Source organism: Streptomyces boninensis (assembly GCF_048572725.1).
Taxonomy (GTDB): domain Bacteria; phylum Actinomycetota; class Actinomycetes; order Streptomycetales; family Streptomycetaceae; genus Streptomyces; species Streptomyces boninensis.
In genome coordinates, this window is the sequence record NZ_CP183837.1 from 7520796 (window position 1) to 7541327 (window position 20532).

At 73.1% G+C, this 20532-nt stretch carries 20 protein-coding genes and 1 pseudogene; 6 read left to right on the top strand and 15 right to left on the bottom strand.

Annotated features, from left to right (window positions below; genetic code table 11):
- The first annotated feature begins 70 nt into the window (after positions 1 to 70).
- On the top strand, positions 71 to 1363 hold the full coding sequence (locus tag ACNNMR_RS34250; protein ID WP_419998573.1) for an HRDC domain-containing protein: 1293 nt from the start codon (positions 71 to 73) through the stop codon (positions 1361 to 1363).
- On the opposite strand, the gene ACNNMR_RS34255 is transcribed toward ACNNMR_RS34250, so the two are convergent.
- From ACNNMR_RS34255 to ACNNMR_RS34285, 7 genes are all read right to left on the bottom strand, one after another.
- Positions 1350 to 1982 carry a response regulator gene (locus ACNNMR_RS34255; protein ID WP_419998574.1) on the bottom strand — a complete coding sequence of 211 codons (633 nt, stop codon included), beginning with the start codon at positions 1980 to 1982 and terminating at the stop codon, positions 1350 to 1352. The genes ACNNMR_RS34250 and ACNNMR_RS34255 overlap by 14 nt on opposite strands.
- A gap of 1 nt (position 1983) precedes the next feature.
- A complete protein-coding gene (locus tag ACNNMR_RS34260) occupies positions 1984 to 3189 on the bottom strand; it encodes a histidine kinase (RefSeq protein ID WP_419998575.1) in 1206 nt (401 codons plus the stop codon).
- A gap of 6 nt (positions 3190 to 3195) precedes the next feature.
- The gene (locus ACNNMR_RS34265; protein WP_419998576.1) at positions 3196 to 5367 is read right to left on the bottom strand and encodes an MMPL family transporter; all 2172 of its coding nucleotides are present in this window, start codon (positions 5365 to 5367) and stop codon (positions 3196 to 3198) included.
- A gap of 82 nt (positions 5368 to 5449) precedes the next feature.
- The gene (locus ACNNMR_RS34270; protein WP_419998577.1) at positions 5450 to 5680 is read right to left on the bottom strand and encodes a helix-turn-helix domain-containing protein; all 231 of its coding nucleotides are present in this window, start codon (positions 5678 to 5680) and stop codon (positions 5450 to 5452) included.
- Positions 5680 to 6171, bottom strand: coding sequence for a DUF2975 domain-containing protein (locus ACNNMR_RS34275; RefSeq protein WP_419998578.1), 492 nt, complete (start codon positions 6169 to 6171; stop codon positions 5680 to 5682). Before ACNNMR_RS34275 ends, ACNNMR_RS34270 begins: the two co-directional genes overlap by 1 nt.
- A gap of 50 nt (positions 6172 to 6221) precedes the next feature.
- Complete coding sequence (locus ACNNMR_RS34280) at positions 6222 to 7598, bottom strand: FAD-dependent oxidoreductase (RefSeq protein ID WP_419998579.1); 1377 nt, start codon at positions 7596 to 7598, stop codon at positions 6222 to 6224.
- An 87-nt stretch (positions 7599 to 7685) separates the two neighbouring features.
- A complete protein-coding gene (locus tag ACNNMR_RS34285; protein WP_419998580.1) occupies positions 7686 to 8600 on the bottom strand; it encodes a DUF4349 domain-containing protein in 915 nt (304 codons plus the stop codon).
- Between the two features lie 45 nt (positions 8601 to 8645).
- Between ACNNMR_RS34285 and hemG the strand changes: the two genes are divergently transcribed.
- Together hemG and hemQ are read left to right on the top strand one after the other, a co-directional pair.
- A complete protein-coding gene (hemG, locus tag ACNNMR_RS34290; RefSeq protein ID WP_420000582.1) occupies positions 8646 to 10100 on the top strand; it encodes a protoporphyrinogen oxidase in 1455 nt (484 codons plus the stop codon).
- Complete coding sequence (gene hemQ / locus ACNNMR_RS34295; RefSeq protein WP_419998581.1) at positions 10097 to 10822, top strand: hydrogen peroxide-dependent heme synthase; 726 nt, start codon at positions 10097 to 10099, stop codon at positions 10820 to 10822. The genes hemG and hemQ overlap by 4 nt, the downstream gene beginning before the upstream one ends.
- A gap of 12 nt (positions 10823 to 10834) precedes the next feature.
- Here the strand turns inward: hemQ and ACNNMR_RS34300 are convergent, their stop codons facing one another.
- From ACNNMR_RS34300 to ACNNMR_RS34325, 6 genes and pseudogenes are all read right to left on the bottom strand, one after another.
- Complete coding sequence (locus ACNNMR_RS34300) at positions 10835 to 12451, bottom strand: alpha/beta hydrolase (protein WP_419998582.1); 1617 nt, start codon at positions 12449 to 12451, stop codon at positions 10835 to 10837.
- A 99-nt stretch (positions 12452 to 12550) separates the two neighbouring features.
- Positions 12551 to 13351: a TIGR04222 domain-containing membrane protein gene (locus ACNNMR_RS34305; protein WP_419998583.1), complete on the bottom strand. Its 801-nt coding sequence runs from the start codon at positions 13349 to 13351 to the stop codon at positions 12551 to 12553.
- Between the two features lie 54 nt (positions 13352 to 13405).
- Entirely contained in the window at positions 13406 to 14530 is a 1125-nt protein-coding gene (locus ACNNMR_RS34310) for a DUF1996 domain-containing protein (protein WP_419998584.1), read from the bottom strand.
- 5 nt (positions 14531 to 14535) lie between these two features.
- Positions 14536 to 15342, bottom strand: a complete 807-nt coding sequence (locus ACNNMR_RS34315; protein WP_419998585.1) for a DUF4142 domain-containing protein — start codon at positions 15340 to 15342, stop codon at positions 14536 to 14538.
- A 114-nt stretch (positions 15343 to 15456) separates the two neighbouring features.
- Positions 15457 to 16413 carry a TIGR04222 domain-containing membrane protein gene (locus ACNNMR_RS34320; protein ID WP_419998586.1) on the bottom strand — a complete coding sequence of 319 codons (957 nt, stop codon included), beginning with the start codon at positions 16411 to 16413 and terminating at the stop codon, positions 15457 to 15459.
- Positions 16413 to 17730, bottom strand: a pseudogene (locus tag ACNNMR_RS34325) (DUF692 domain-containing protein). Before ACNNMR_RS34325 ends, ACNNMR_RS34320 begins: the two are co-directional and overlap by 1 nt.
- 144 nt (positions 17731 to 17874) lie before the next feature.
- Between ACNNMR_RS34325 and ACNNMR_RS34330 the strand changes: the two are divergent.
- Positions 17875 to 18528, top strand: a complete 654-nt coding sequence (locus ACNNMR_RS34330; RefSeq protein WP_419998587.1) for a LysE family translocator — start codon at positions 17875 to 17877, stop codon at positions 18526 to 18528.
- 32 nt (positions 18529 to 18560) lie between these two features.
- On the opposite strand, the gene ACNNMR_RS34335 is transcribed toward ACNNMR_RS34330, so the two are convergent.
- Together ACNNMR_RS34335 and ACNNMR_RS34340 are read right to left on the bottom strand one after the other, a co-directional pair.
- A complete protein-coding gene (locus tag ACNNMR_RS34335; protein ID WP_419998588.1) occupies positions 18561 to 19070 on the bottom strand; it encodes an SET domain-containing protein in 510 nt (169 codons plus the stop codon).
- Positions 19067 to 19567, bottom strand: coding sequence for an N-acetyltransferase family protein (locus ACNNMR_RS34340; protein ID WP_419998589.1), 501 nt, complete (start codon positions 19565 to 19567; stop codon positions 19067 to 19069). Before ACNNMR_RS34340 ends, ACNNMR_RS34335 begins: the two co-directional genes overlap by 4 nt.
- 141 nt (positions 19568 to 19708) lie before the next feature.
- Between ACNNMR_RS34340 and ACNNMR_RS34345 the strand changes: the two genes are divergently transcribed.
- Positions 19709 to 20191: an SRPBCC domain-containing protein gene (locus ACNNMR_RS34345; RefSeq protein WP_419998590.1), complete on the top strand. Its 483-nt coding sequence runs from the start codon at positions 19709 to 19711 to the stop codon at positions 20189 to 20191.
- Entirely contained in the window at positions 20188 to 20532 is a 345-nt protein-coding gene (locus ACNNMR_RS34350; RefSeq protein WP_419998591.1) for an ArsR/SmtB family transcription factor, read from the top strand. The genes ACNNMR_RS34345 and ACNNMR_RS34350 overlap by 4 nt, the downstream gene beginning before the upstream one ends.

The window sequence follows — 20532 nt, forward strand, 5'->3', positions numbered from 1 at the left end:
CGCTGCGCCCGTCGACGGAACGTTCCGTCGACGGGCGCTTGCGCTCCTCACACACAGATACTCTTGACACGTGACCGACGCCCAAGACACCGCTGCACACACCTCTGCTGGAAAGAGTGAGCCGCGTAGCACCGCAGAAGCCCCGGACACCGCTCCGGCGCCGGTCCCGCTCCTCGAGCCGCGCGAGGGCATCCCCGCAGTCACCGCGTCAGCCGACGCACTCGGCCGCGCCGTCGAGGCCTTCGCCGCTGGTGAGGGCCCCGTCGCCGTAGACGCCGAGCGCGCCAGCGGCTATCGCTACGGACAGCGGGCCTACCTCGTACAGCTGCGGCGCGAGGGCGCGGGCACCGCGCTCGTCGACCCGGTGGAATGCCCGGACCTGACCGCTCTGGACGAGGCGATCAACGGCGCCGAGTGGGTGCTGCACGCCGCCACCCAGGATCTGCCCTGCCTGCACGAGATAGGCATGCGCCCCAGCAGGCTCTTCGATACGGAGCTGGCCGGCCGGCTCGCCGGGTTCCCCCGGGTGGGGCTCGGCGCCATGGTCGAGAACGTCCTCGGCTATGCCCTGGAGAAGGGCCACTCCGCCGTCGACTGGTCGACGCGCCCGCTGCCCGAGCCCTGGCTGCGCTATGCCGCGCTGGATGTCGAGCTGCTCGTCGACCTGCGCGATGCGCTGGAGGAGGAGCTTCAGGCGCAGGGCAAGCTGGAGTGGGCCCGGCAGGAGTTCGCCGCGATCGCCGCCGCGCCGCCGCCCCCGCCGCGCAAGGACCCGTGGCGGCGTACGTCCGGGATGCACAAGATCCGCAAGCGGCGGCAGCTGGCCGTGGTGCGCGAGCTGTGGACGGCCCGCGACCATGTCGCGCAGCGGCGCGACGTCTCGCCGGGGAAGGTCATCGGCGACGGCGCCATCGTCGAGGCGGCGCTGAACCTGCCGTCGAATGTGCGCGCCCTCGCCGCGCTGCCGGGCTTCGGCCATCGCATGGGCCGCAAGCAGCTGGAGCAGTGGCTGGCCGCCGTGGACCGCGCCCGTACGCTGCCCGAGTCGGAGCTCCCGCAGCAGGGCCAGACCCTCAACGGCCCCCCGCCACCCCGCTCCTGGGCCGACAAGGACCCGGCCGCCGCGGCGCGCCTGACGGCGGCCCGCGCGGCGGTGACGGCGCGCGCGGAGGAGCTGCACCTGCCGCAGGAGAACCTGATCACCCCCGACACGGTGCGGCGGCTCTGCTGGGAGCCGCCGGCGGAGCTCTCGCAGGAGTCGGTGGCAGGCGTCCTGACCGGCCACGGCGCCCGCCCCTGGCAGGTGGAGCAGGTGGCGCCGCTGCTGGCGGTGGCGCTGGACGGCTCGGCTAAGGGCGCTTGAGCAGCCCCTGCTCCATCGCCACCACCACCGCCCGGGTGCGGTCGCTGACGTCGAGCTTGGCGAAGACGCGGAGCAGGTGGGTTTTCACGGTCGCCTCGGCGATGAAGAGGCGTTCGCCGATCTCCGGGTTGGACAGGCCGTCGGCGACGGCGGTCAGCACGTCCACCTCGCGCCTGGTGAGCTCCACCTGCGCCGGGCGGCGCATCCGGGCCACCAGCCGCTGGGCGACCCGCGGGGCGAGGACCGTCTCGCCGCGGGCGGCCGCGTGGATCGCCTCCACCAGGCGCTCGCGGGTGGCGTCCTTGAGCAGGTAGCCGGTCGCGCCCGCCTCCACAGCGCGCTCGATCTCGGCGTCCGTGTCGTATGTGGTGAGGATCAGCACCCGGGTCTCCGGATACAGCGCCACGATCCGCTCGGTGGCGCCGACCCCGTCGAGTACCGGCATCCGCAGGTCGAGCAGCGCCACGTCCGGGCGCACCTCGCCGACCAGCGAGACCGCCGCGCGGCCGTCGCCCGCCTCGCCGACGATCTCGATGGACGGCTCCGCGGAGAGCAGGGCCACCAGGCCCGTACGCATGACCGTGTGGTCGTCGGCCATGATGACGCGCAGCTTCGGCATGTCAGTCCTGCCCTTTCGCGGGAAGTACGGCGAGGACGCGGGTGCCGTCGCCGGGGGAGCTGGTCACGGTGAGCTCGCCGCCGAGCTCGGCGAGCCGGCGGCGCATGCCGTCCAGGCCGAAGCCCTCTGCTTCGGCGACCAGGAAGCCGCGGCCGTCGTCCATGATCTCCAGCTCGATCGTTTCGGGGCCCGCGGTCAGCACGACGCTCACGGCCGAGGCGGCGGCGTGCTTGCGGACGTTGGCGAGGGACTCCTGGGTGCAGCGCAGCAGGGCGATGCGGGTGGTCTGGTCGAGGCCGGGGCCGAGGTCCGGCAGCTCGGCGGTGACCGGGATGCCGGTGTCCTCCGTGAAGCGGTCGAGGGTGCGGCGGAGCGCCCCGGCGGAGGCACCGGCCGGACCGCCGCCGTGCGCGCCGGCGCCGACCAGGACCCGCGCCTCCGCCAGGTTCTCCCGCGCGGTCTGCTCGATCGAGTGCAGCTGCTGCGCGCCCCGCGCCGGGTCGGACTCCAGTGCCGTACGGGCCGCCTCCGCCAGCACCACGATGGACGCGAAGCCCTGCGCAAGGGTGTCGTGGATCTCCCGCGCCAGCCGCTCGCGCTCCGCGAGGGCGCCCTCGCGGCGGTGGGCCTCGGCCAACTGGAGCTGGGTGTCCTCGAGTTCCGCGCCCAGCTGCTCGGCGCGGGCGTCGTTGCGGGTGGCGATGTGGTGCAGCCAGAGGCCGATCATGGTGCCGGCGGCGTAGCCGAGGAGCGCCGCGGTGGCGTTGCCGGTGCCGAAGTCGGGGCTCCAGCCGTCGTCGAGGACGCCGCCGAGGATGGTGGCGGCGGTGGCGGCGCCGCTCAGCGCGATCGCGCGGCGCGGCCCGTTCCCGTAGATCCAGAACATCGGCAGCGACACGATCAGCAGCGCCGCCCCGCCGCCCGGCAGCCCCGCCATCGCGCCCACCCCGAGCATCAGCAGCGACAGGAAGACGAGCGGGCGGATCACGGGGTTCGCCGGCCACAGCCGCAGCACCGCGTAGCTCACGCCGAGCACGGTGAGCACCGCCGCCGAGGCCCAGCCCTCCCGGCCGCCGTCGTGCAGGGCGAGGGCCGAGGGGGCGAGGCCGAAGACCACCCAGCAGGCGTCGTACCAGCGGTGGAGCCGGTGCGCCCCAAGGGCCTCGGCGGGCGGCTGCGGATCGGTCGGCAAAGAGGCGCTGCTCATGCTGCGTCAGCCTACGGGGACGGCCTGCTCGGACCGTACGGCACGGGCCCTGGCCCGCCGCGACGGCCACCAGGCGCGGTCGCCGAGGAGCAGCAGCGCCGCCGGCAGGATCAGCATCCGGATCACCACCGCGTCGAGCAGCACCGCCACCGCGAGGCAGAAGCCCATCTGCTTCATCTCCGCCAGGTGCAGGGCGACGAAGCCGCCGAAGACGGTGACCATGACCACGGCCGCGCTGGTGACCACCTTCGCCGACCGCGAGATGCCCTCCAGCACCGCCTCCCGCGACGACAGCCCGCGCTGCCGCGCCTCCTGGATGCGGCTGACGACGAACACCTGATAGTCCATCGAAAGACCGAAGAGGATCACGAACAGGAACAGCGGCACCCGCGACGCGATCGCCCCGATCGAGTCGAAGCCCAGCAGCCCCTCGGCCCAGGTCCCCTGGAAGACCGCGACCATGAGCCCGAGCGAGGCGGCGGCGGACAGCAGGTTGAGTACGACGCCGAGCAGCCCGATCACCACCGACCGGAACGCCCAGACGGTCATCAGGAAGGTCACCAGCAGCAGCGCCCCGAGCATCAGCGGCAGCTTGCCGCGCTCATGGTGCACATAGTCCTGCCCGCGCGCGACATCACCGCTGACCGCGGTCTCCACGCCGCTCAACTCCCCGGTGGTGGCCGGGATGTACTCGCCGCGCAGCCGCTCCAGCGACGTGACCGCCTCGTCGGCCTGAGCGGCGTGCGGCACGGACACCTCCAGCACGCTCGTACGGCCGTCGGCCGACGTGTGCAGCACGGGAGCGTCGTGCTTCGCGAACAGCGGGTCCGCCTGGGTGCGCCCGTCCAGCTCCGTCAGCGCCTTCCGTACGGCACCCTCCTGGGCCGGCGCGTTCCGCACCACCACCTCCTGCTTCACCAGCAGCTCGGGGAAGTCGGCGGTCAGCCGGTCGTACGCCTGCATCGCCGGGATGTCGCGGGAGAAGGTGTCGCGGCCCGGGTCGATCAGCTTCATGCCCAGCGCGGGCAGCGCGAGCGCCAGCATCGCCAGCACCGAGACGACCAGGGTGAGCGCGGGCCGCCGCTGGGCGGGGCGGAGCAGGGCGGCGAAGAACCGGCCGGTCTCGGCGCGTTCGGGACGCGGCGCCTTGCCGCGGCGGGCCCGGCGTTCGGCCCGGCGCTCGGTGCGCCGGCCGATCTTGACCAGCAGCGCCGGGAGTACGGTCAGCGAGCTGGCCACCGCGACCGCGACGACGAGGACCGTGCCGGTGGCGAGCGAGGAGAAGATGACGTCGGTGGCGAGATAGAGCGTGGCCGTGGAGGCGATCACCGCGAGCCCGGAGATCACGATCGACCGCCCGGCCGTCGCCGCCGCCAGCTCGACCAGCGCCTCGGACGACAGCCGGCCGCCCGCGCGGACCCGTTCCTCCCGCTCCCGCTTGAGGTAGAAGAGCGTGTAGTCGACGCCGACGGCCAGGCCGATCAGCAGGATCAGGTTCGTACCCAGACCGGCGTCCGGGATCAGGTGCGAGGCCAGCATGTTCAGGCCGAGGGCCGCGGCGATCGAGGTCAGCGCGAGCAGCAGCGGCACACCCGCCATCACCGCGGAGCCGAAGACGACCAGCAGTGTGATCAGCGTGACCGGCAGCGAGATGCGCTCGGAGAGCGCGAGGTCCTTGCCGCGCTGGTCGTTGACGCCCTTGCTGATCGCGGGAGAGCCGGTCTCCTCGATGTCGAGGCCGGGGTGGGCCTTTGCCGCCTTCTCGGTCTCGGCGAGCAGCGGTACGACGTTCTTCTTGCCCTCCAGCTCCGGGCCCTTGAGCGCCACCGACACCCGGTAGGTGCCGCCGTCGCGGGAGCGCACCGGGTCCGCGACGCTCGCGACCTCCGGGAGCTTCGCCATCCGTGCGGCGACGTCCTTGGCCGCGGCCTTTGCCTGGGCGCCCGTACCGCCGCGGATCGTGACGTGCTCGACCGGCTTGCGCTGCATCCCGGCCTCGGTCGCCAGCTGTTCGGCGCGGCCGGCCTCGCCGACCCAGAAGTCCTTGGTGGTGGCCTCGTGTGTCCCCGTGCTGATCCCGGCGCCCAGGCACAGGACCACGAAGACGAACCAGCCGATGATCGCCCGCCACGGGTGCAGGGCGCTCCAGCGAGCCATGCGTACAGGGGTGTTAGTCATGCCATTCATGCTGGTCGGGAGGCCCGGGTTGGCATGAGCACCGGCCGGTGGGACTCCTTGTCCACCGACCGGTGGACAAGCCTCAGCCGTCCGCGCCGCCCGCGCCGTCCTCGGCTTCCCAGCGCAGCAGGTCGCCCGGCTGGCACTTGAGCACTTCACACAGCGCCGCGAGCGTCGCGAAGCGCACCGCCTTGGCGCGGCCGTTCTTGAGGACCGCCAGGTTGGCGGGCGTGATCCCGACGCGGTCGGCGAGCTCGCCCACGGACATCTTCCGCCTGGCCAGCATCACATCGATGTCGACGGAGATCGGCATCAGATCACCTCGTCGAGCTCGGCCTGCATCTGCGCGGCCTCGACGTCGCGCGCGACGGCCTGGGCGAGCAGCATCCGCAGCACGTACACGATGAGCGCGACCCCCAGGATGGCCACCCCGATCCCGCCCATGATGAGCGTGACGCCCGGGTCGTCCCGCTGGTCCGGCGCGTTGATGGCCGTGACCACGAACCACAGCACCGCCGCCGCCACGATCGAGCCGATCACCCCGTCCACGTACCGGAAGGCGTCGTGCGAGAACACGGTCCCGCGCCGCACCATCCCCACCAGCCGCCCGACGCAGACCACGGCGACCTGCGCCGCCACCATGCCGAGGATCACGATCACCCGCAGCGGGGTCAGCGGGAGGGAGCCGTCCTCCGGGTCGTTCCCGCTGAGCAGCGTCCACAGCATCAGCACCTGCACGCATACGGTGCCCGCGAGCACCAGTCCGAGCACGGCGCGCAGCGCACCGACAGCCATCTTTCCCATACCGGGGCCTCCCATCGACTTACGATGGGAATCTATCGAGTTTCGATAGGTTAGGCAAGGGCTGCCGTCGCCTTCCGCGCCGCCACCAGCACCGGGTCCCACACCGGCGAGAACGGCGGCGCATACCCCAGGTCGAGCGCCGTCATCTGCTCCACCGTCATCTGGGCCGTCAGCGCCACCGCCGCGATGTCGACCCGCTTGCCCGCACCCTCACGGCCGACGATCTGCACGCCCAGCAGCCGCCCGGTGCGCTGCTCGGCGAGCATCTTCACCGTCATCGGCGCCGCGCCCGGGTAGTAGCCGGCCCGGCTGGTCGACTCGATCTTCGCCGTCACGTACTGCAGACCCACCTCCCGCGCCTGCTTCTCCAGCAGCCCGGTACGGGCGATCTCCAGGTCGCAGACCTTGCTCACGGCCGTGCCGACTACGCCGGGGAAGGTGGCCACGCCGCCGCCGACATTGCGGCCGATGACCTGGCCGTGCTTGTTGGCGTGGGTGCCCAGGGGGATGTGCCGGGTACGGCCCGAGACGAGGTCGAGGACCTCGACGCAGTCGCCGCCCGCCCACACGTTCTCGTGGCCGCGCACCCGCATCGCCAGGTCCGTCAGCAGCCCGCCGGACTCGCCCAGCGGCAGCCCGGCCTGCTGAGCGAGGCCGGTCTCGGGTCGTACGCCGAGACCCAGGACGACGACGTCCGCCCGGTACTCGCCGCCCTCCGTCGCCACCGCGCGCACCCGGCCGTCGGGCCCGGTGAGCACCTCCTTGGCGGGGGCGCCGGTGACCGTGCGGATGCCCATGCCGTTCATGGCCTCGTGCACCAGGGCGCCCATGTCCGGGTCGAGCGTCGACATCGGCTGCTCGTCCCGCTCCAGGACGGTCACCTCGGCGCCGCGGTGCCGCAGCGCCTCGGCCATCTCGACGCCGATGTAGCCGGCGCCGATCACCACCGCATTGCGGATCTCCTCCTTCTGGAGGGTGTCCAGCAGCGCCTGGCCGTCGTCGAGGGTCTGGATGCCGTGCACGCCGGGGGCATCCATGCCGGGCAGCGGAGGGCGTACGGGACGGGCGCCGGTGGCGATGACCAGGTGGTCGAAGCCGTGCCAGCGCTCCTCGGCGCCGGGCTCCTCCAGATCGCGGGTGCGCACGCACTGGCGGTCCAGGTCGATCTCGGTGACCTCGGTGCGCATCCTGAGGTCGATGCCGCGGCGCCGGTGCTCCTCGGGCGTACGGGCGATGAGCTGATCGCGCTCGGGCACGTCGCCGCCGACCCAGTACGGGATGCCGCAGGCCGAGAACGAGCTGAACCGGCCGCGCTCGAAGGCGGTGATGTCCAGCTCGTCCTCGCCCTTCATACGGCGCGCCTGCGACGCCGCGGACATGCCCGCCGCATCGCCGCCGATGACCACAAGCCGCTGCTTGGCCCCCATACCGAGCTCCCTTCGCGCCTCACACCGTAAGGCTGTGAGGGCAACGCTACGGTGTGCGATGCCGCCGCGCCGCGCCAGGGCGGAGTCTCACTCCTCCTTGCTTGGTGCAGAGACGGGCGCACGCCGCGGCAGGCGCGGGAGCAGCAGGCGCACGCCGAGGATCAAGACGGCGATCACGGCGGCGAAGGGCAGCACCGCGGCCAGCACGATGCCGATCCAGCGGAGGGTGTCGACGAAGGCGTTCCAGCCGCCGGAGAGGGCGGCGGGGATGGTGGTGTCGTCGTCGGCCTTCTCCGCGGGCGGCGCCTTCTTGGTGAGGGTGAGCGTCACGGTGGCGAAGGAGGTGCGGTCCTTCAAGCTCTTCTGCTGGGTCTGCAGCGCCTCCAGGTCGGCCTGGCGGGAGCTGAGCTCGCCTTCGAGGGAGACGACGTCGCTGAGCTTGGTCGCATCGTCCATGAGCTTGCGGATGCGGTCGACGCTGGCGCGCTGCGACTTGATCCGGCTCTCGACGTCGACCACCTGGTCGGTGACGTCCTGGACCTTTTCGCCGCGGTCGGTGAGCTTGCCGCCCTTGAGGCCGGTGATGTCCTTCAGGAAGTCCTCGTACTCGGCCGTCGGGACGCGGAGGGTGAGGACGGTGCGGCTGGTGGTCGTCCGCTCGTTGCCCACGTACCCGCCCGCGGTCTCGGCGGCGGTGCGGGCGGAGGCGGCGAGGTCCTGGGGGGCCTTGGTGCTGATGGTGAGGGAGGCGGTGCGGATCAGGGCCGTGGGGACGGCCTTGACGGGCTTGGCCTTTTCCTGGGCCTTCTGCTGCTGGCCGGGCTTGAGCTGCCGGCTGCCGGCATCGGCGCCGTCCTCTGCCTTGCCCTTGTCGTCCGCAGCGGCCTTGTTGCCGTCCCCGCCGCTCGCGTCGTCGCTCCCCGCGCCGCCGCAGCCCGCGGCCGTGAGGGCGAGCACTGCCGCCAGCAGCGCCGTGAGCAGTAAGCCGATGTGTCTGCGCATGGTGACCCCCGGGCCCTGGTGAGTGTCGTGCCCCTTCGACGGGGGGTGGGGGCGGCAGGTTGCGCGCGGGGTGCGGGGCGTACCCAATCGTTATCGGGTGAGAGAGTTGGGGGCATGAGCAGCTCGCACGTCGTCATCGTCGGAGGCGGTATCGCCGGTCTCGCCGCCGCCCACCGGGCCCTCGACCGCGGTGCACGGGTGACCGTGCTGGAGGCCTCCGGCCGGCTCGGCGGCAAGCTGCATGCCGGCGAGATCGAGGGCGTGCGCGTCGACCTGGGCGCCGAGTCGATGCTCGCCCGCCGCCCCGAAGCCATCGCGCTCGCCCGCGAGGTCGGCCTCGCCGACCGGCTGCAGCCGCCCGCCACCGCCGGGGCCTCGCTGTGGACGAGGGACGAGCTGCGCCCGATGCCCAAGGGGCATGTGATGGGCGTCCCGGCCGACGCCGCCACCCTGGCGGGCGTGCTGTCCGACGAGGGCCTGGCCCGGATCGGCCGCGACCGCGAGCTGCCGCCCACCGAGGTCGGCGAGGACATCGCCGTCGGCGAGTACGTGGCCGCCCGCGTCGGCCGCGAGGTCGTCGACCGGCTCGTCGAGCCGCTCCTCGGCGGGGTGTACGCGGGCGACGCGTACCGCATCTCCCTCCGCATGGCCGTCCCGCAGCTCTACGAGGCCGCCCGCACCCACGGCTCCCTCCTCGACGGCGTCGCGGACCTGCAGCGAGTGGCCGCCGAGCGGCAGCAGACCGGGCCCGTATTCATGGGCATCAAGGGCGGCGTCGGCACCCTCCCGCTCGCCGTCGCCGAGTCCGTACGGGCCCGGGGCGCCGAGATCGTACGGAACTGCCCGGTCGACCGCCTCCGCCGCACCCCCGACGGCTGGGAGCTCCACGCGGGCGAGCGGACCCTCACCCCCGACGCCGTCGTCCTCGCCGTCCCCGCCCCCCAGGCCGCCCGCCTGCTCGACCACGACGGCCCGGCGGCCGCCGCGGAGCTGCGCACCATCGAGTACGCCTCCATGGCGCTCACCACCCTCGCCTACCGCCGTGCGGACGCCGACCTCCCCGCGGGCAGCGGCTTCCTCGTCCCGCCCGTGGACGGGCATCGCATCAAGGCCGCCACCTTCGCCTCGCAGAAGTGGGGGTGGATCGCCGACGAGGACCCGGACCTCGTCGTGCTGCGCACCTCCGTGGGCCGGTACGGCGAGACGGAGATCCTGCAGCGTACGGACGACGAGCTCGTGGAGATCTCCCAGCAGGACCTCAAGGACGCCACCGGGCTCGCCGCCCAGCCGGTCGCCGCCAAGGTCGTCCGCTGGAACGACGGCCTGCCGCAGTACCCCGTCGGCCACCTCGGCCGCGTCGCCCGCATCCGCGCCGGGCTGCCCGCCGGGGTCGCCGTGTGCGGGGCCGCGTACGACGGCGTCGGCATCCCGGCCTGCATCGCCTCCGCCTACCGGGCCGCCGACGAGCTGCTGGGCGGAGCTGGGACAATGGGTGCATGACTGACGCTGCAGCCGCCCCCCAGAAGAGCCCCAACGCCGGCAAGAAGGCCAAGGACCTCAACGAGGTCATCCGGTACACCCTCTGGTCCGTCTTCAAGCTGAAGGACGTGCTGCCGGAGGACCGCGCCGGATACGCCGACGAGGTGCAGGAGCTCTTCGACCAGCTCGCCGCCAAGGACGTCACCGTCCGCGGCACGTACGACGTGTCGGGGCTGCGCGCCGACGCCGACGTCATGATCTGGTGGCACGCCGAGACCGCGGACGAGCTGCAGGACGCGTACAACCGCTTCCGCCGCACCAAGCTCGGCCGGGCGCTGGAGCCGGTCTGGTCGAACATGGCGCTGCACCGGCCCGCCGAATTCAACAAGTCGCACATCCCGGCCTTCCTCGCCGACGAGACGGCGCGGAACTACGTCTCGGTGTACCCCTTCGTGCGCTCCTACGACTGGTACCTGCTCCCCGACGAGGACCGCCGCCGGATGCTCGCCGACCACGGCAAGATGGCCCGCGGCTACCCGGACGTGCGCGCCAACACCGTCGCGTCCTTCTCCCTCGGCGACTACGAGTGGCTGCTCGCCTTCGAGGCCGATGAGCTGTACCGGATCGTCGACCTGATGCGCCACCTGCGGGCCTCGGAGGCCCGGATGCACGTACGGGAAGAGGTGCCGTTCTTCACCGGGCGGCGCAAGGAGGTCTCCCAGCTGGTCGCCGACCTGGCCTGATCGACCCGCTGATCAGCCCGCGTCCCCCGGCAGCACCTGACGGTCGCCCTTCGGCGTCTTGTGCGGCGCGCAGGTCGCCTCCCGCGGGGAGGCGCCGTTGTTGCCGTTGGCCTGCAGCGCGTTGGTGCCGGGGGTGGTGCCGTGCAGCAGGTACGCGTCCACGTGGCCGTTCACGCACTGGTTCGGGCCGCCGGAGATGCCGTGCGAGCCCGAGTCCCGCTCCGTGACCAGCGACGCGTCGGGGATGCGGGACAGCAGCTCGCGGGCACCCGCGTACGGGGTCGCCGCGTCGTCCTCGGCCGCCAGGATCAGCACCGGGGGCGTGGCGCCCGGCTGGGTGCCGATCTCGGCCGGGCGCTGCTGGGCGGTGGGCCAGAAGGCGCAGGGAAGGTTCATCCAGACGTTGTCCCACGTCTCGAAGGGGGCCTTGCGCGCCAGCGCCGTGTTGTCGCGGTCCCAGGTCGCCCAGTCGCGCGGCCAGGGGGCGTCGTTGCACTCGACGGCCGTGTAGACCGCGTTGCCGTTCTCCTCCAGCTCGTGGTCCTCGGGGCTGACCGCCGCGAAGTCCACCAGGGTCTGCGGCTTGCCCGCCAGGTAGTCGGAGAGGGCGGTGGCGGCGTACGGCCAGTACTCGTCGGCGTAGCCGGTCTTGAGGAACGCGGACTGCAGCTGCTTGGTGCCGATCTTCCCGCCGGCCGGCTTCGCCTCCACCGCGGCCCGCACCTTCTCGTACGCGGCGCGCACCTCGCGGGCGCTGTTGCCCAGCCGGTACGAGTCGTCGTGCCCCGCGGCCCAGCGGTGGAAGGCGGCCCAGCGCTTCTCGAAGGCGGCGGACTGGCGGAGGTTGTTGCCGTACCAGATCTGCTCCGGGCGCGGGTCGACGACGCTGTCGAAGACGAAGCGGCGGACGTGCTGGGGGAAGAGCGTGGCGTACAGGGCGCCGAAGTAGGTGCCGTACGAGGCGCCGACGAAGTTCAGCTTCTTCTCGCCCAGGGCGGCGCGGAGGACCTCGAGGTCGCGAGCGTTGTTGAGCGAGGTGTAGTGCCGCAGGCCCGGGATCCTGGCGCAGCCGCGGGCGTAGGCCTGGGCCTCGGCGATGCGCTCGCGCTTCTCGGCCTCGGTCGGGCGCTGCGGGCTGTCCGTCGGGGCCTTGTTGAACACCTTCGGGTCCTGGCAGGAGATCCGCCCGGTGCGCTCGACGCCGCGCGGCGCGTAGCCGATGAAGTCGTACGCCTTCGCCACCTTTGACCACTCGGGGGAGGCGGCGAGCTGCGGGAAGTACATGCCGGAGCCGCCGGGGCCGCCCGGGTTGAAGACCAGCGCGCCCTGCCGCTCCTTCGGCTCCGTCGCCTTGGCGCGGCTGACATCGAGCTTGAGCTTGCGGCCCTCGGGGTGGGCGTAGTCCAGGGGTACGGAGACGGTGCCGCACTTCGCCGGGGCGGCCAGCTCCTCGTCGGGGTGGCAGCGGCCCCACTTGATGCCGTCCGCGGCGGCGTCGGCGACGGCCGTGGCGACGCCGCGGGTCTCCGGCGAGGCCGTCGCGGGGCCGGTGCCTGCGGCCGGGGCGGCTGCCAGAGCGGTGAGGGCGAGTGATCCGACAATTCCGTACAGCGCGGCAGCAGCCCTCACATGGGTCCCTTCTTCGGAGGCTGACCGGGATAAAAGGGATAATTCGCTGGTCAGTTAGGGAAGTAAAGGACGCGCGCCGGGGTGTCGTCAGATGGCGGGCTACTTGCGCATGGACGGTGCCAGCGCCGCCCGCATGCCCGCCTCCGGGAGGGCGGCGGGGCCGCGCACGGCCACGGCGGTCAGCAGCGCCGCCTCGTCCTCGGTCTCGCCCAGGCCGTCGTCGGCGCCGCCGCGGCGCGGGCGCGGGACGCCCATGCGGGCGAGCAGCTGCTGGCCAGGGATCGAGGCCCACTGGGTGTACGGGTGGACCTCTATCCACGCCACCACCAGGCAGCCGGTGACCAGCACCAGCGGCAGCGCGAACCAGCCCCACAGCAGCGAGGCCCCCGTCCCTGCCGGATGCAGCACCCCCGCCGTCAGCGCCAGCGCCACATCGGCGGCCCCGGCCATCCGCACCTGCCGGATGCCGCCGCGCACCCCGTCCCTGGTCTCCCGCGGCACGGCGAGGCCCATGGCGGCGAGCCGGTCGTCGAGCGCCTCCATCGCCTCGTTGGCCGCGGCCGCGATGCGCACCAGCGGGATCCGGGCCTGGCCGCCGGGGCCGATGGCGGCGAGCACGGCGGCCTCGATGTCGTCGCGCGGCTCGGGGGCGGCGACCGACACCCAGCCGGTGTGGGCGAGCAGCAGCCGCCGCTCCCGCGCCATCCGTACCAGCGTCACGTCGACGACCCGGGCCGGGCCGCCGGCCAGGAACGCGGTCTCACGCAGCGCGAGTTTGCTCCCGTCGCGGACGGCCGGCGGCGGCTCGGGCAGCCGGGCGGCCGCCACGGCGGCCAGGCAGAGGCGGCCGCACGAGATCAGGGCGACGACCCAGGCGAGGACTAGCAGGAGCACCCACATGGCGGATTTGTATGCCAGGTCGTCACATGAGCGCCAGAGGTTTCCAGCATTCGGTCAGCCGCAGCGGCGGCCGCCGTTGATGCACCGAACGGCCCGGTTCATGACGTCAGTCGGCATGAAGTTGGCGAAATCGCCGTGGTCGGTGACCGGTTTGTGAAGTTGCTCCGGGAACGAGTCCACGGCGAAGTCCGGGGCCCGGGGCGCGTCGTACGTCAGCCGCATCCGCAGCTGCGGCACCGGCTTCGTGCCGGACGGACAGCGGCCCGAAGCGCGGTCGGGGAAGACGATGTGGGTGCGGTGATTGGCGCTGTCCGTATTGGTGCCGTCCCAGCAGCTGGGGAAGTCGAGGATGCGGACGACATCGCTGCGCCGCGGGCAGCTCGGGTATTTGTCGGTGAGCACGCGGCCGCCCGCCCCGGTGCAGGTCCACTGGGCGCGGGCGTTGGCAGGACCATTGGTGAACGCCTTCGCGTCGCCGGTGATGACGCGCAGGTCTTCGGGCATCGCGGTGACCTTCGAGGCCGGGTTGCCGCGGAAGCTGAGGGAGACGCGGGCGGGGGTGAGAATGCGGCCGACGTTGCCGTCGGCGTCGTCGGCGTTCTCGTCCGCGGTCCGGTCGCGGAGGACCGGCCAGTAGTACGCGGACTTGTCGCCGTTGCCGCACGTCGTGTCCGCGGCGCGGAGGGAGTCTGCGGTGGAGAAGGCGTCGGTGGAGAGGTTGCCGACGTAGTCGTGCTGGTGGTGGGCGCCGTTCTGCACGCCCGGGGTGACGATGAAATTGTCCGGGTTGCGATGGCCCTCGGTGTTGCGGCCGCAGCGGGACGTGAAGCTGCCGGTGGAGGCGCCGCGCTGATTGCGGGGGCGCTCCGCGCGGGCGCCGGTGGCGATGTCGGCGAAGTCCTCGGGCACGGGGCCGGCGTGGTCGCCGGAGTGGGAGGGGGACGGGGTTGCACTGGACGGGGAAGCGCTGGACGGGGGCGCGCCGGTCTCGCTCGCGCCGGCCGACGGCTCGCCCGCGGACGGCAGTGACGGCGAGGGCGAAGGCGGCGTCCGGTGCGCCGACGCGCTGCCCGTCGTCACCAGCGCGAAGGTGCCGCCGGAGCCCAGCAGGGCCAGTAACGCCACGAATATCAGGTGCTTGGCGCCCAGGCGCCGTCTGTGCGGTGGGGGGTGGTGCATGGGGGTCACTTCTTCTCTTGCTCGGGGGGCTTGGGTCCCTTGCTCGGCGGCCCGGGCTTGCCGGGCGGCTTCGGCTTGCCGCTCCTCTCCGGTCGCTGGGTGGGCGGGGGCAGCGGATAGGTACGCGCGGACCTGGGCGGCTCGGCCGGGGTGACGTCCTGGCGGGAGGCCTTCGGCGACGGCGGCGGCACGGACGGCGTCGGCAGCGGCGATGCCGTCTCCGCGTCCCGGACGATGGCGTCGAAGTCCACCAGGCCGGTTTCCTCGAGCACGGTGATGTGGTCGAGCACGGTGGTGTTCGCCTCGTCGGCGAGTGCGCGCACGAGGTTGTTGCGGGTGGTGGCGCGGATCTGCCCGATCAGGGCGAAGACCTTGCCGTGGGCCAGGCGCAGGATGTTCGCGAACTTCTTCTCGTAGCCGGACCCGCTCGCCCGCGTCAGGTCGTCCAGCGCCTTCTGCTGCTGCGCGTTGGGCTGGCTGGGCAGCTCCATGCCGAGCTTGCGGGCGGCCTTGCGGACGGAGGCGTCCAGGGCGGTATGGCCGTCGACGAGGTGCTCACCCGCGATGCGTACGGCCGGTGAGACGCCCCGCTCCTGCGCCTGCTGGCCCGCCGGAATCTCCCATAACCCGGCCAGCCGGACCCGGATGACGAAGTCCCGGTCGGCGGCGGACAGCGGCCCGAACTGCGTGGCCACGGTCTGCGTGATGCCGGCCCCCGGCCCGCCGCGGAAGGTGAGCACCGGCAGCAGCAGCGCGGCCAGCGTCGCCGCGAGGGCGGAGATGACGAGTCCGGTGCCGGTGACAGTTCGCATGGTGCCTCCTGGTGCGGCACCGCACGCTAGTGAGATCTGTGCAGATCCCGTCACGCGTTCGAGGAAACGGCCCAACTGACGTTTGGTGTTGGTACGTTGGGCCGTTTCGCGGCGTCAGCCCCCGCCCCCGCCGCCGCCTCCGCCGCCGCCCCCGCCTCCGCAGGACGAGCCGCCGCCTCCGCCGCCCCCGCCTCCGCAGGAGGAGCCGCCGCAGCCGCCTCCGCCCCCGCCGGAGGAGCCGCACCACGCGGCCCCGGTGTCGGCGGCGGACGAGCCGAAGAACACCGACCCGCCGGACGGCTTCGACCCGCCGGCCGCGCCCGCCTTCAGCGCGTCCTTCAGCGGCCCGGCCGCCAGCGCCGCCACGCCGCCCACGGCGACGAGGCCTGGCACGCCGGGACCGTACGGCTGGGTGCCGGCCGGCGCCCACGGATTGTGCCGGTTCAGCTGGGCCAGGGCGTCCCAGCCCGCCTTGGTGAGCCGCCCCCTGGGCGCCATCGCCTGCCCGATGCCGGCCGCCAGGACCGAGACGAAGAGCACCGGGAAGATGCTGAAGAAGTAGTCGTCCCCGGGGTCGGCGGACACGAACGCGACGAGGAACAGCAGCACGAACGAGCCGATGCTGGCCCACCGCTGCAACACCGCGGCGGCCTTCCACGCCTTCACGGCCTCCGGCCGGTAGAGCATGCCCCGCGCCGCCAGCCCGTCCCCGACCGCCTGCACCTCCGCGCTGCGCATGGCCCCGTCCCGTACGACCTCGACATCCGCCGCCCACTGCGGGCCGCAGGCGGCCAGCACCGCGCCCTCCACGGGGTGGTGCGCCACCGGCTGCACCACCTGGAGGTGCCCGTAGTGGTCCAGCTGCAGGCGTCCGTCCGCATGCATGGTGCTGATCGCCGTATCCACCACTCGGCGCGGCCCGCCGGCCAGGAAGGCGGCGTCGAGCGCCATCTCCGGGAGCCAGCCGGGCGCGGCGGGCGGGGCCGTGCGCCGCCCGCGGGCCGCCGCGACCGCCAGCCAGACGGTGGCCGCGACGATCGCCACGACGGCGGCTCCGGTCAGCGCGAGCATCAGCGCCGCCACCCGCGGCCGAGCACGCCGCGGGCCTGCCGCAGCAGTTCGCGCGAGCGGTGCGGCGCGGGGGCGCGCCGGTCGCGCCACCAGCGGCGCAGCTCGCGGCGGGCGGCGGCGTCGGCCGGTTTGCCGGTGTCGAGGAGGAGGCGGGCGAAGGCGAGGGCGTCCTGCCGGTAGCCGCCGGTGAGCGGGTGCTCGGCGGCGTACGCGAGGAACTCCTTGCGATACGCGCCGCCCAGGATCCGCGGCAGCTCCGGCGCGATCTTCGCGATCACATCCGCCCGCTTCGCGGCCAGCGCCCGCGCCTGCACCCGCAGCCGGGCCCGGTCGAAGCCCTCGGGCGCCGGGGTGCCCGCGACGAGCGCGGACAGCAGCGCGGTCTGGCGGAGGGCGAGGCGCTCGCGGGCGGCGGTGAGCTCTTCCTCTTCGTTCAAGATCTCAGGCATGGACGATCCCCCGGGTTTCCTTGGTGTCCTTGGTGATACGGCCGATCGCGTCCAGCTCGGCGGCGAGCTCGGTGACCGGCGGGAAGTTCTCGTCCCGCTCCAGCAGCACGCCGGGCGGGCTGATCCGCGCGCACAGCTGCCGCAGCACGTCGAGCACCGGCTCCGGCACCGGGTGCGCGTGGCTGTCGTGCCACACCCCGTCGCGCTCGAAGCCGCCGGCGACGTGCACGTACGCGATGGCCTCCAGCGGCAGCTGGTCGAGCGCCTTCGCCGGGTCCTCGCCGCGGTTGACGTGGTTGGTGTGCAGATTGGCCACGTCGATGAGGAGCTTGACGCCGGTGCGCTCCACCAGCTCGTACAGGAACTCGCCCTCGCTGAACTCCTCGTCCGGCCAGGCGAAGAGCGCCGCGATGTTCTCGACGGCGAGCGGCACCGGCAGCGCGTCCTGGGCGATGCGGACGTTGGCGCACAGCACGTCGAGGGCGTCGCGGGTGCGCGGCACGGGCAGCAGGTGCCCGGCCTCCAGGCGCGGCGACGCGGTCAGCGGCCCGCCGCCCCGTACGAACGCGATGTGCTCGGTGACCAGCGGCGACCCGGTCAGCTCGGCCCGCTGCGCGAGCGCGACCAGGCGGCCCGGGTCGGGGCGCTCCGCGCCGCCGAGGCCGAGGCCGACGCCGTGCGGTACGACGGTGACGCCGCGGTCGCTCAGGCGGACGAGCGCGTCGGGGAGATGGTCGTGGCAGATGTTCTCCGCCACCACCTCGACCCAGTCGATGCCCGGCAGCCGATCGATCCCGGCCGCGATCTCCGGCCGCCAGCCGATACCCGTCCCCAACTGCCGCTGCTGCTGTGTCGTGTGCTGTGTCATGCGACCACCTCCCCCTGTCACGCAATCGCTCGCGTGGGGGTCTTTTCACCGCCGGGCGCGGAGTCGAACCGTTGATCGCGTCATTTCAGAGCCGGATTTGAGGTTCGGCGGACGGTGAGGGTGACAGAGCGGGAGGATCAGGGCATGGATCAGCTCCCCGCGTACTTGATTCTGTGCCTCCTCATCACGATCACTCCGGGCCTCGACACCGCCGTCGTGATCCGCAGCGCCGCCGCGGGCGGCCGCGGGGACGGGCTGCGGACGGCGCTGGGGTGTGCGGCGGGGCTGTTCGTGCATGCGGTGGGGGTGGCCTTCGGCCTGGCCGGGCTGCTGCTGCGGAGCGCGGTGGCCTTCGAGGCGGTGAAGCTGGCGGGGGCGGCGGTGCTGGTGACGCTGGGGGCGCGGAGCCTGTGGGCGGTGTGGCGGGCGCGCGGCAGCTCCGCCGCGGCTCCGGGGGAGGAGGCCGCCGGGGCGTCGCCGCGCCGGCTGTTCGGGCTGGGCGGTGGCCCCTTCACCCAGGGCCTGCTGACGAATCTGATGAACCCCAAGGCGACGCTCTTCTTCATGGCGAGCCTCCCGCAGTTCATCCCGGGCGACGGCGGCGCGGGCACGGCGGTGCCGGTCGCCCTGGGCCTGGCCCTGATCGCGGTCCTGTTCAGCCTCTCCGGCCTCGGCCTGGTCGCACTGGCGGTCGGCCGGATCCGCGGCCTGCTGAAGTCGCCGCGGGTGCGGCGGGCGCAGGACGCGCTGCTGGGCGGGACGCTGGTGTTCCTGGGCGTACGGGTGGCGACGGAGTAGGCGCTTCCTGGGAAAACCGGATGGCGCCACCCTCACGCTCCGCCGGCCATCCGGGCCAGCAGCGCGGGCGACCAGTGCGCCCCGTAAGCGACCCGCAAAGCGGGCAGCCGCCAGTCGGCGCCGGTGACGGCGCCACGGCAGATCGCCGCGCCGCAGGAGCAGTCCATGGAGAACGACTCGACCCCGGTGAGCGTGGCGTAATCACAGGCCAGCTCCTCGCCCGCGGCGATATCGCGGCGCGCGACGAGGGTGACGGCGTCGGCGTGCCAGAGATTCGGGTCGCAGGAGTGGTTGCCGTAGCGGCCCGGGTCGTCGGACGCCATGAGCAGGTGCTGCCCCGGGCCGACCGTGAGGGTGCTGTACGGGGGCGTGAGCCGCGCGTGCTCGGCGTCGTCGATGAGCCGGCCGCCGGTGCGCTGCACGGGCTCGCCGCGGTCGATTGCCGTCACGGCGAAGAGGCCGCGGCCGGAGATGGGCGAGTCGCGGACCTCGGCTTTGGGGGAGAGCCAGGTGCGGCTGGGGAATTCGGGCGTGGCGCTCACACCGACGCCTCCATCCAGATCGTGTCCGGCCACTCCGGGTGGTCCGCGTCCGGTGCGCGGCCGGTTTCGCGGAAGCCCTTGGACAAGTAGAAGGCGTGCGCCGCGTCGTTGCCGGCCAGGACGTCCAGGCGGAGGCGGTCGGAGGTGCGGGCGGCGCGGATGAAGGCGGCGCGGAGGAGGGCGGAGCCGATGCCCTTGCCGTGGTGGTCGGGGTGTACGTACAGCTTCCACATCACCGGGATGCCGTCCTCGCCAGGGGAGACGCTCGTCATCCCGACGACCGTGCCGTCCTCGGTGGCGGCGACCGAGACCCGGCCCGCGGCGATCAGCTGCGCGATGAAGTCCGCGCCCCAGTAGCGCTCCAGGCCGTCGGCCACGTAGGCGTCGCCCATGATCGGCCCGTACGTCGGGGGCCAGGTCGCCAGGCCCACCTCGCGGACGGCGGGGGCGTCGGCGGGGACGGCGTCCCGGATGGTGATCGACTTCGAGTCGTCCATCCGGTGATGGAAGCCGGTGGAGGTGGGGCGGGTCAAGGGATTTGGCGGGCCGCATCCGCCGCCTCAGTGCAACTCTGGGGTTGCAGTACGTCGCCGTATGTGCAACCTTTGAATTGCAGAAGGTAGCCCTAGGAGGAAGCCATGACCGACCCCACCACCCACACCGCAGAAGAGCTCGCCGAGCTCGACCGCATTGCCCGCCGCATCGACATCGACGCCCCCGCCGAGCGCGTCTGGGACCTCGTCATGCGCCCCGGCTGGTACGTCAACGACGGCGCCGTCGAATCCGAGCCCGACCTGCGCTACGAGGGCGATGTCGCCGTCGTACGGCTGCGCTCCTCCGGCCAGGAGTTCCGCTTCCGGACCGTAGAGCTCGACAAGCCGCGCTATGCCGCCTTCCGCTGGATCGGCACCCCGTACCGCGACGAGTCGACGGCCTCGACCCTGGTCGAGTTCTGGATCGACGAGCGGGACGAGGGCGGGGTGACGCTGCGCGTCGTCGAGAGCGGTTTCTCCGGCCTCGCCGACGACCCCGCCGCCTGGCTGAAGGAGCGCGAGGGCAACGACAGCGGCTGGCTGCAGGAGCTCGCGGCCGCGAAGGCCTACGTCGAGTCGCGCGCGTGACCGCCGCGCTGCCCGTCGTGTGTGCCGCGCTCGGCGATGCCACGCGCTGGGAGATCCTCACCCGGCTCGGCCGCGGCCCGCTGTCGGCGTCCGCGCTGGCCCGCGAGCTGCCGGTGAGCCGGCAGGCGATCGGCAAGCACCTGGAGGTGCTGCGCGAGGTCGGCCTGGTCGAGTCCGAGCAGCGCGGCCGCGAGGTGGTCTACCTCGCCGTCGGCGCCCGGCTCGGCGCGCTGGCCCGGGAGCTGGACCGGATCGGCCGCTCGTGGGACACCCGCCTGCTGCGCATCAAGGAACTGGCCGAAGGCTCCGAAGACCCCCAGAAGACGAGAGAGGAAGACTGA

Bases quoted from the DNA above. Each gene is read 5' to 3' on its own strand.
- ACNNMR_RS34315 (WP_419998585.1), bottom strand. From the start codon at position 15,342: ATGCGAACTGTCACCGGCACCGGACTCGTCATCTCCGCCCTCGCGGCG.
- ACNNMR_RS34305 (WP_419998583.1), bottom strand. From the start codon at position 13,351: ATGTGGGTGCTCCTGCTAGTCCTCGCCTGGGTCGTCGCCCTGATCTCG.
- ACNNMR_RS34285 (WP_419998580.1), bottom strand. From the start codon at position 8,600: ATGCGCAGACACATCGGCTTACTGCTCACGGCGCTGCTGGCGGCAGTG.
- ACNNMR_RS34280 (WP_419998579.1), bottom strand. From the start codon at position 7,598: ATGGGGGCCAAGCAGCGGCTTGTGGTCATCGGCGGCGATGCGGCGGGC.
- ACNNMR_RS34345 (WP_419998590.1), top strand. From the start codon at position 19,709: ATGACCGACCCCACCACCCACACCGCAGAAGAGCTCGCCGAGCTCGAC.
- ACNNMR_RS34260 (WP_419998575.1), bottom strand. From the start codon at position 3,189: ATGAGCAGCGCCTCTTTGCCGACCGATCCGCAGCCGCCCGCCGAGGCC.
- ACNNMR_RS34270 (WP_419998577.1), bottom strand. From the start codon at position 5,680: ATGCCGATCTCCGTCGACATCGATGTGATGCTGGCCAGGCGGAAGATG.
- hemQ (WP_419998581.1), top strand. From the start codon at position 10,097: ATGACTGACGCTGCAGCCGCCCCCCAGAAGAGCCCCAACGCCGGCAAG.
- ACNNMR_RS34255 (WP_419998574.1), bottom strand. From the start codon at position 1,982: ATGCCGAAGCTGCGCGTCATCATGGCCGACGACCACACGGTCATGCGT.
- ACNNMR_RS34275 (WP_419998578.1), bottom strand. From the start codon at position 6,171: ATGGGAAAGATGGCTGTCGGTGCGCTGCGCGCCGTGCTCGGACTGGTG.
- ACNNMR_RS34265 (WP_419998576.1), bottom strand. From the start codon at position 5,367: ATGACTAACACCCCTGTACGCATGGCTCGCTGGAGCGCCCTGCACCCG.
- ACNNMR_RS34330 (WP_419998587.1), top strand. From the start codon at position 17,875: ATGGATCAGCTCCCCGCGTACTTGATTCTGTGCCTCCTCATCACGATC.
- ACNNMR_RS34340 (WP_419998589.1), bottom strand. From the start codon at position 19,567: ATGGACGACTCGAAGTCGATCACCATCCGGGACGCCGTCCCCGCCGAC.
- ACNNMR_RS34320 (WP_419998586.1), bottom strand. From the start codon at position 16,413: ATGCTCGCGCTGACCGGAGCCGCCGTCGTGGCGATCGTCGCGGCCACC.
- ACNNMR_RS34310 (WP_419998584.1), bottom strand. From the start codon at position 14,530: ATGCACCACCCCCCACCGCACAGACGGCGCCTGGGCGCCAAGCACCTG.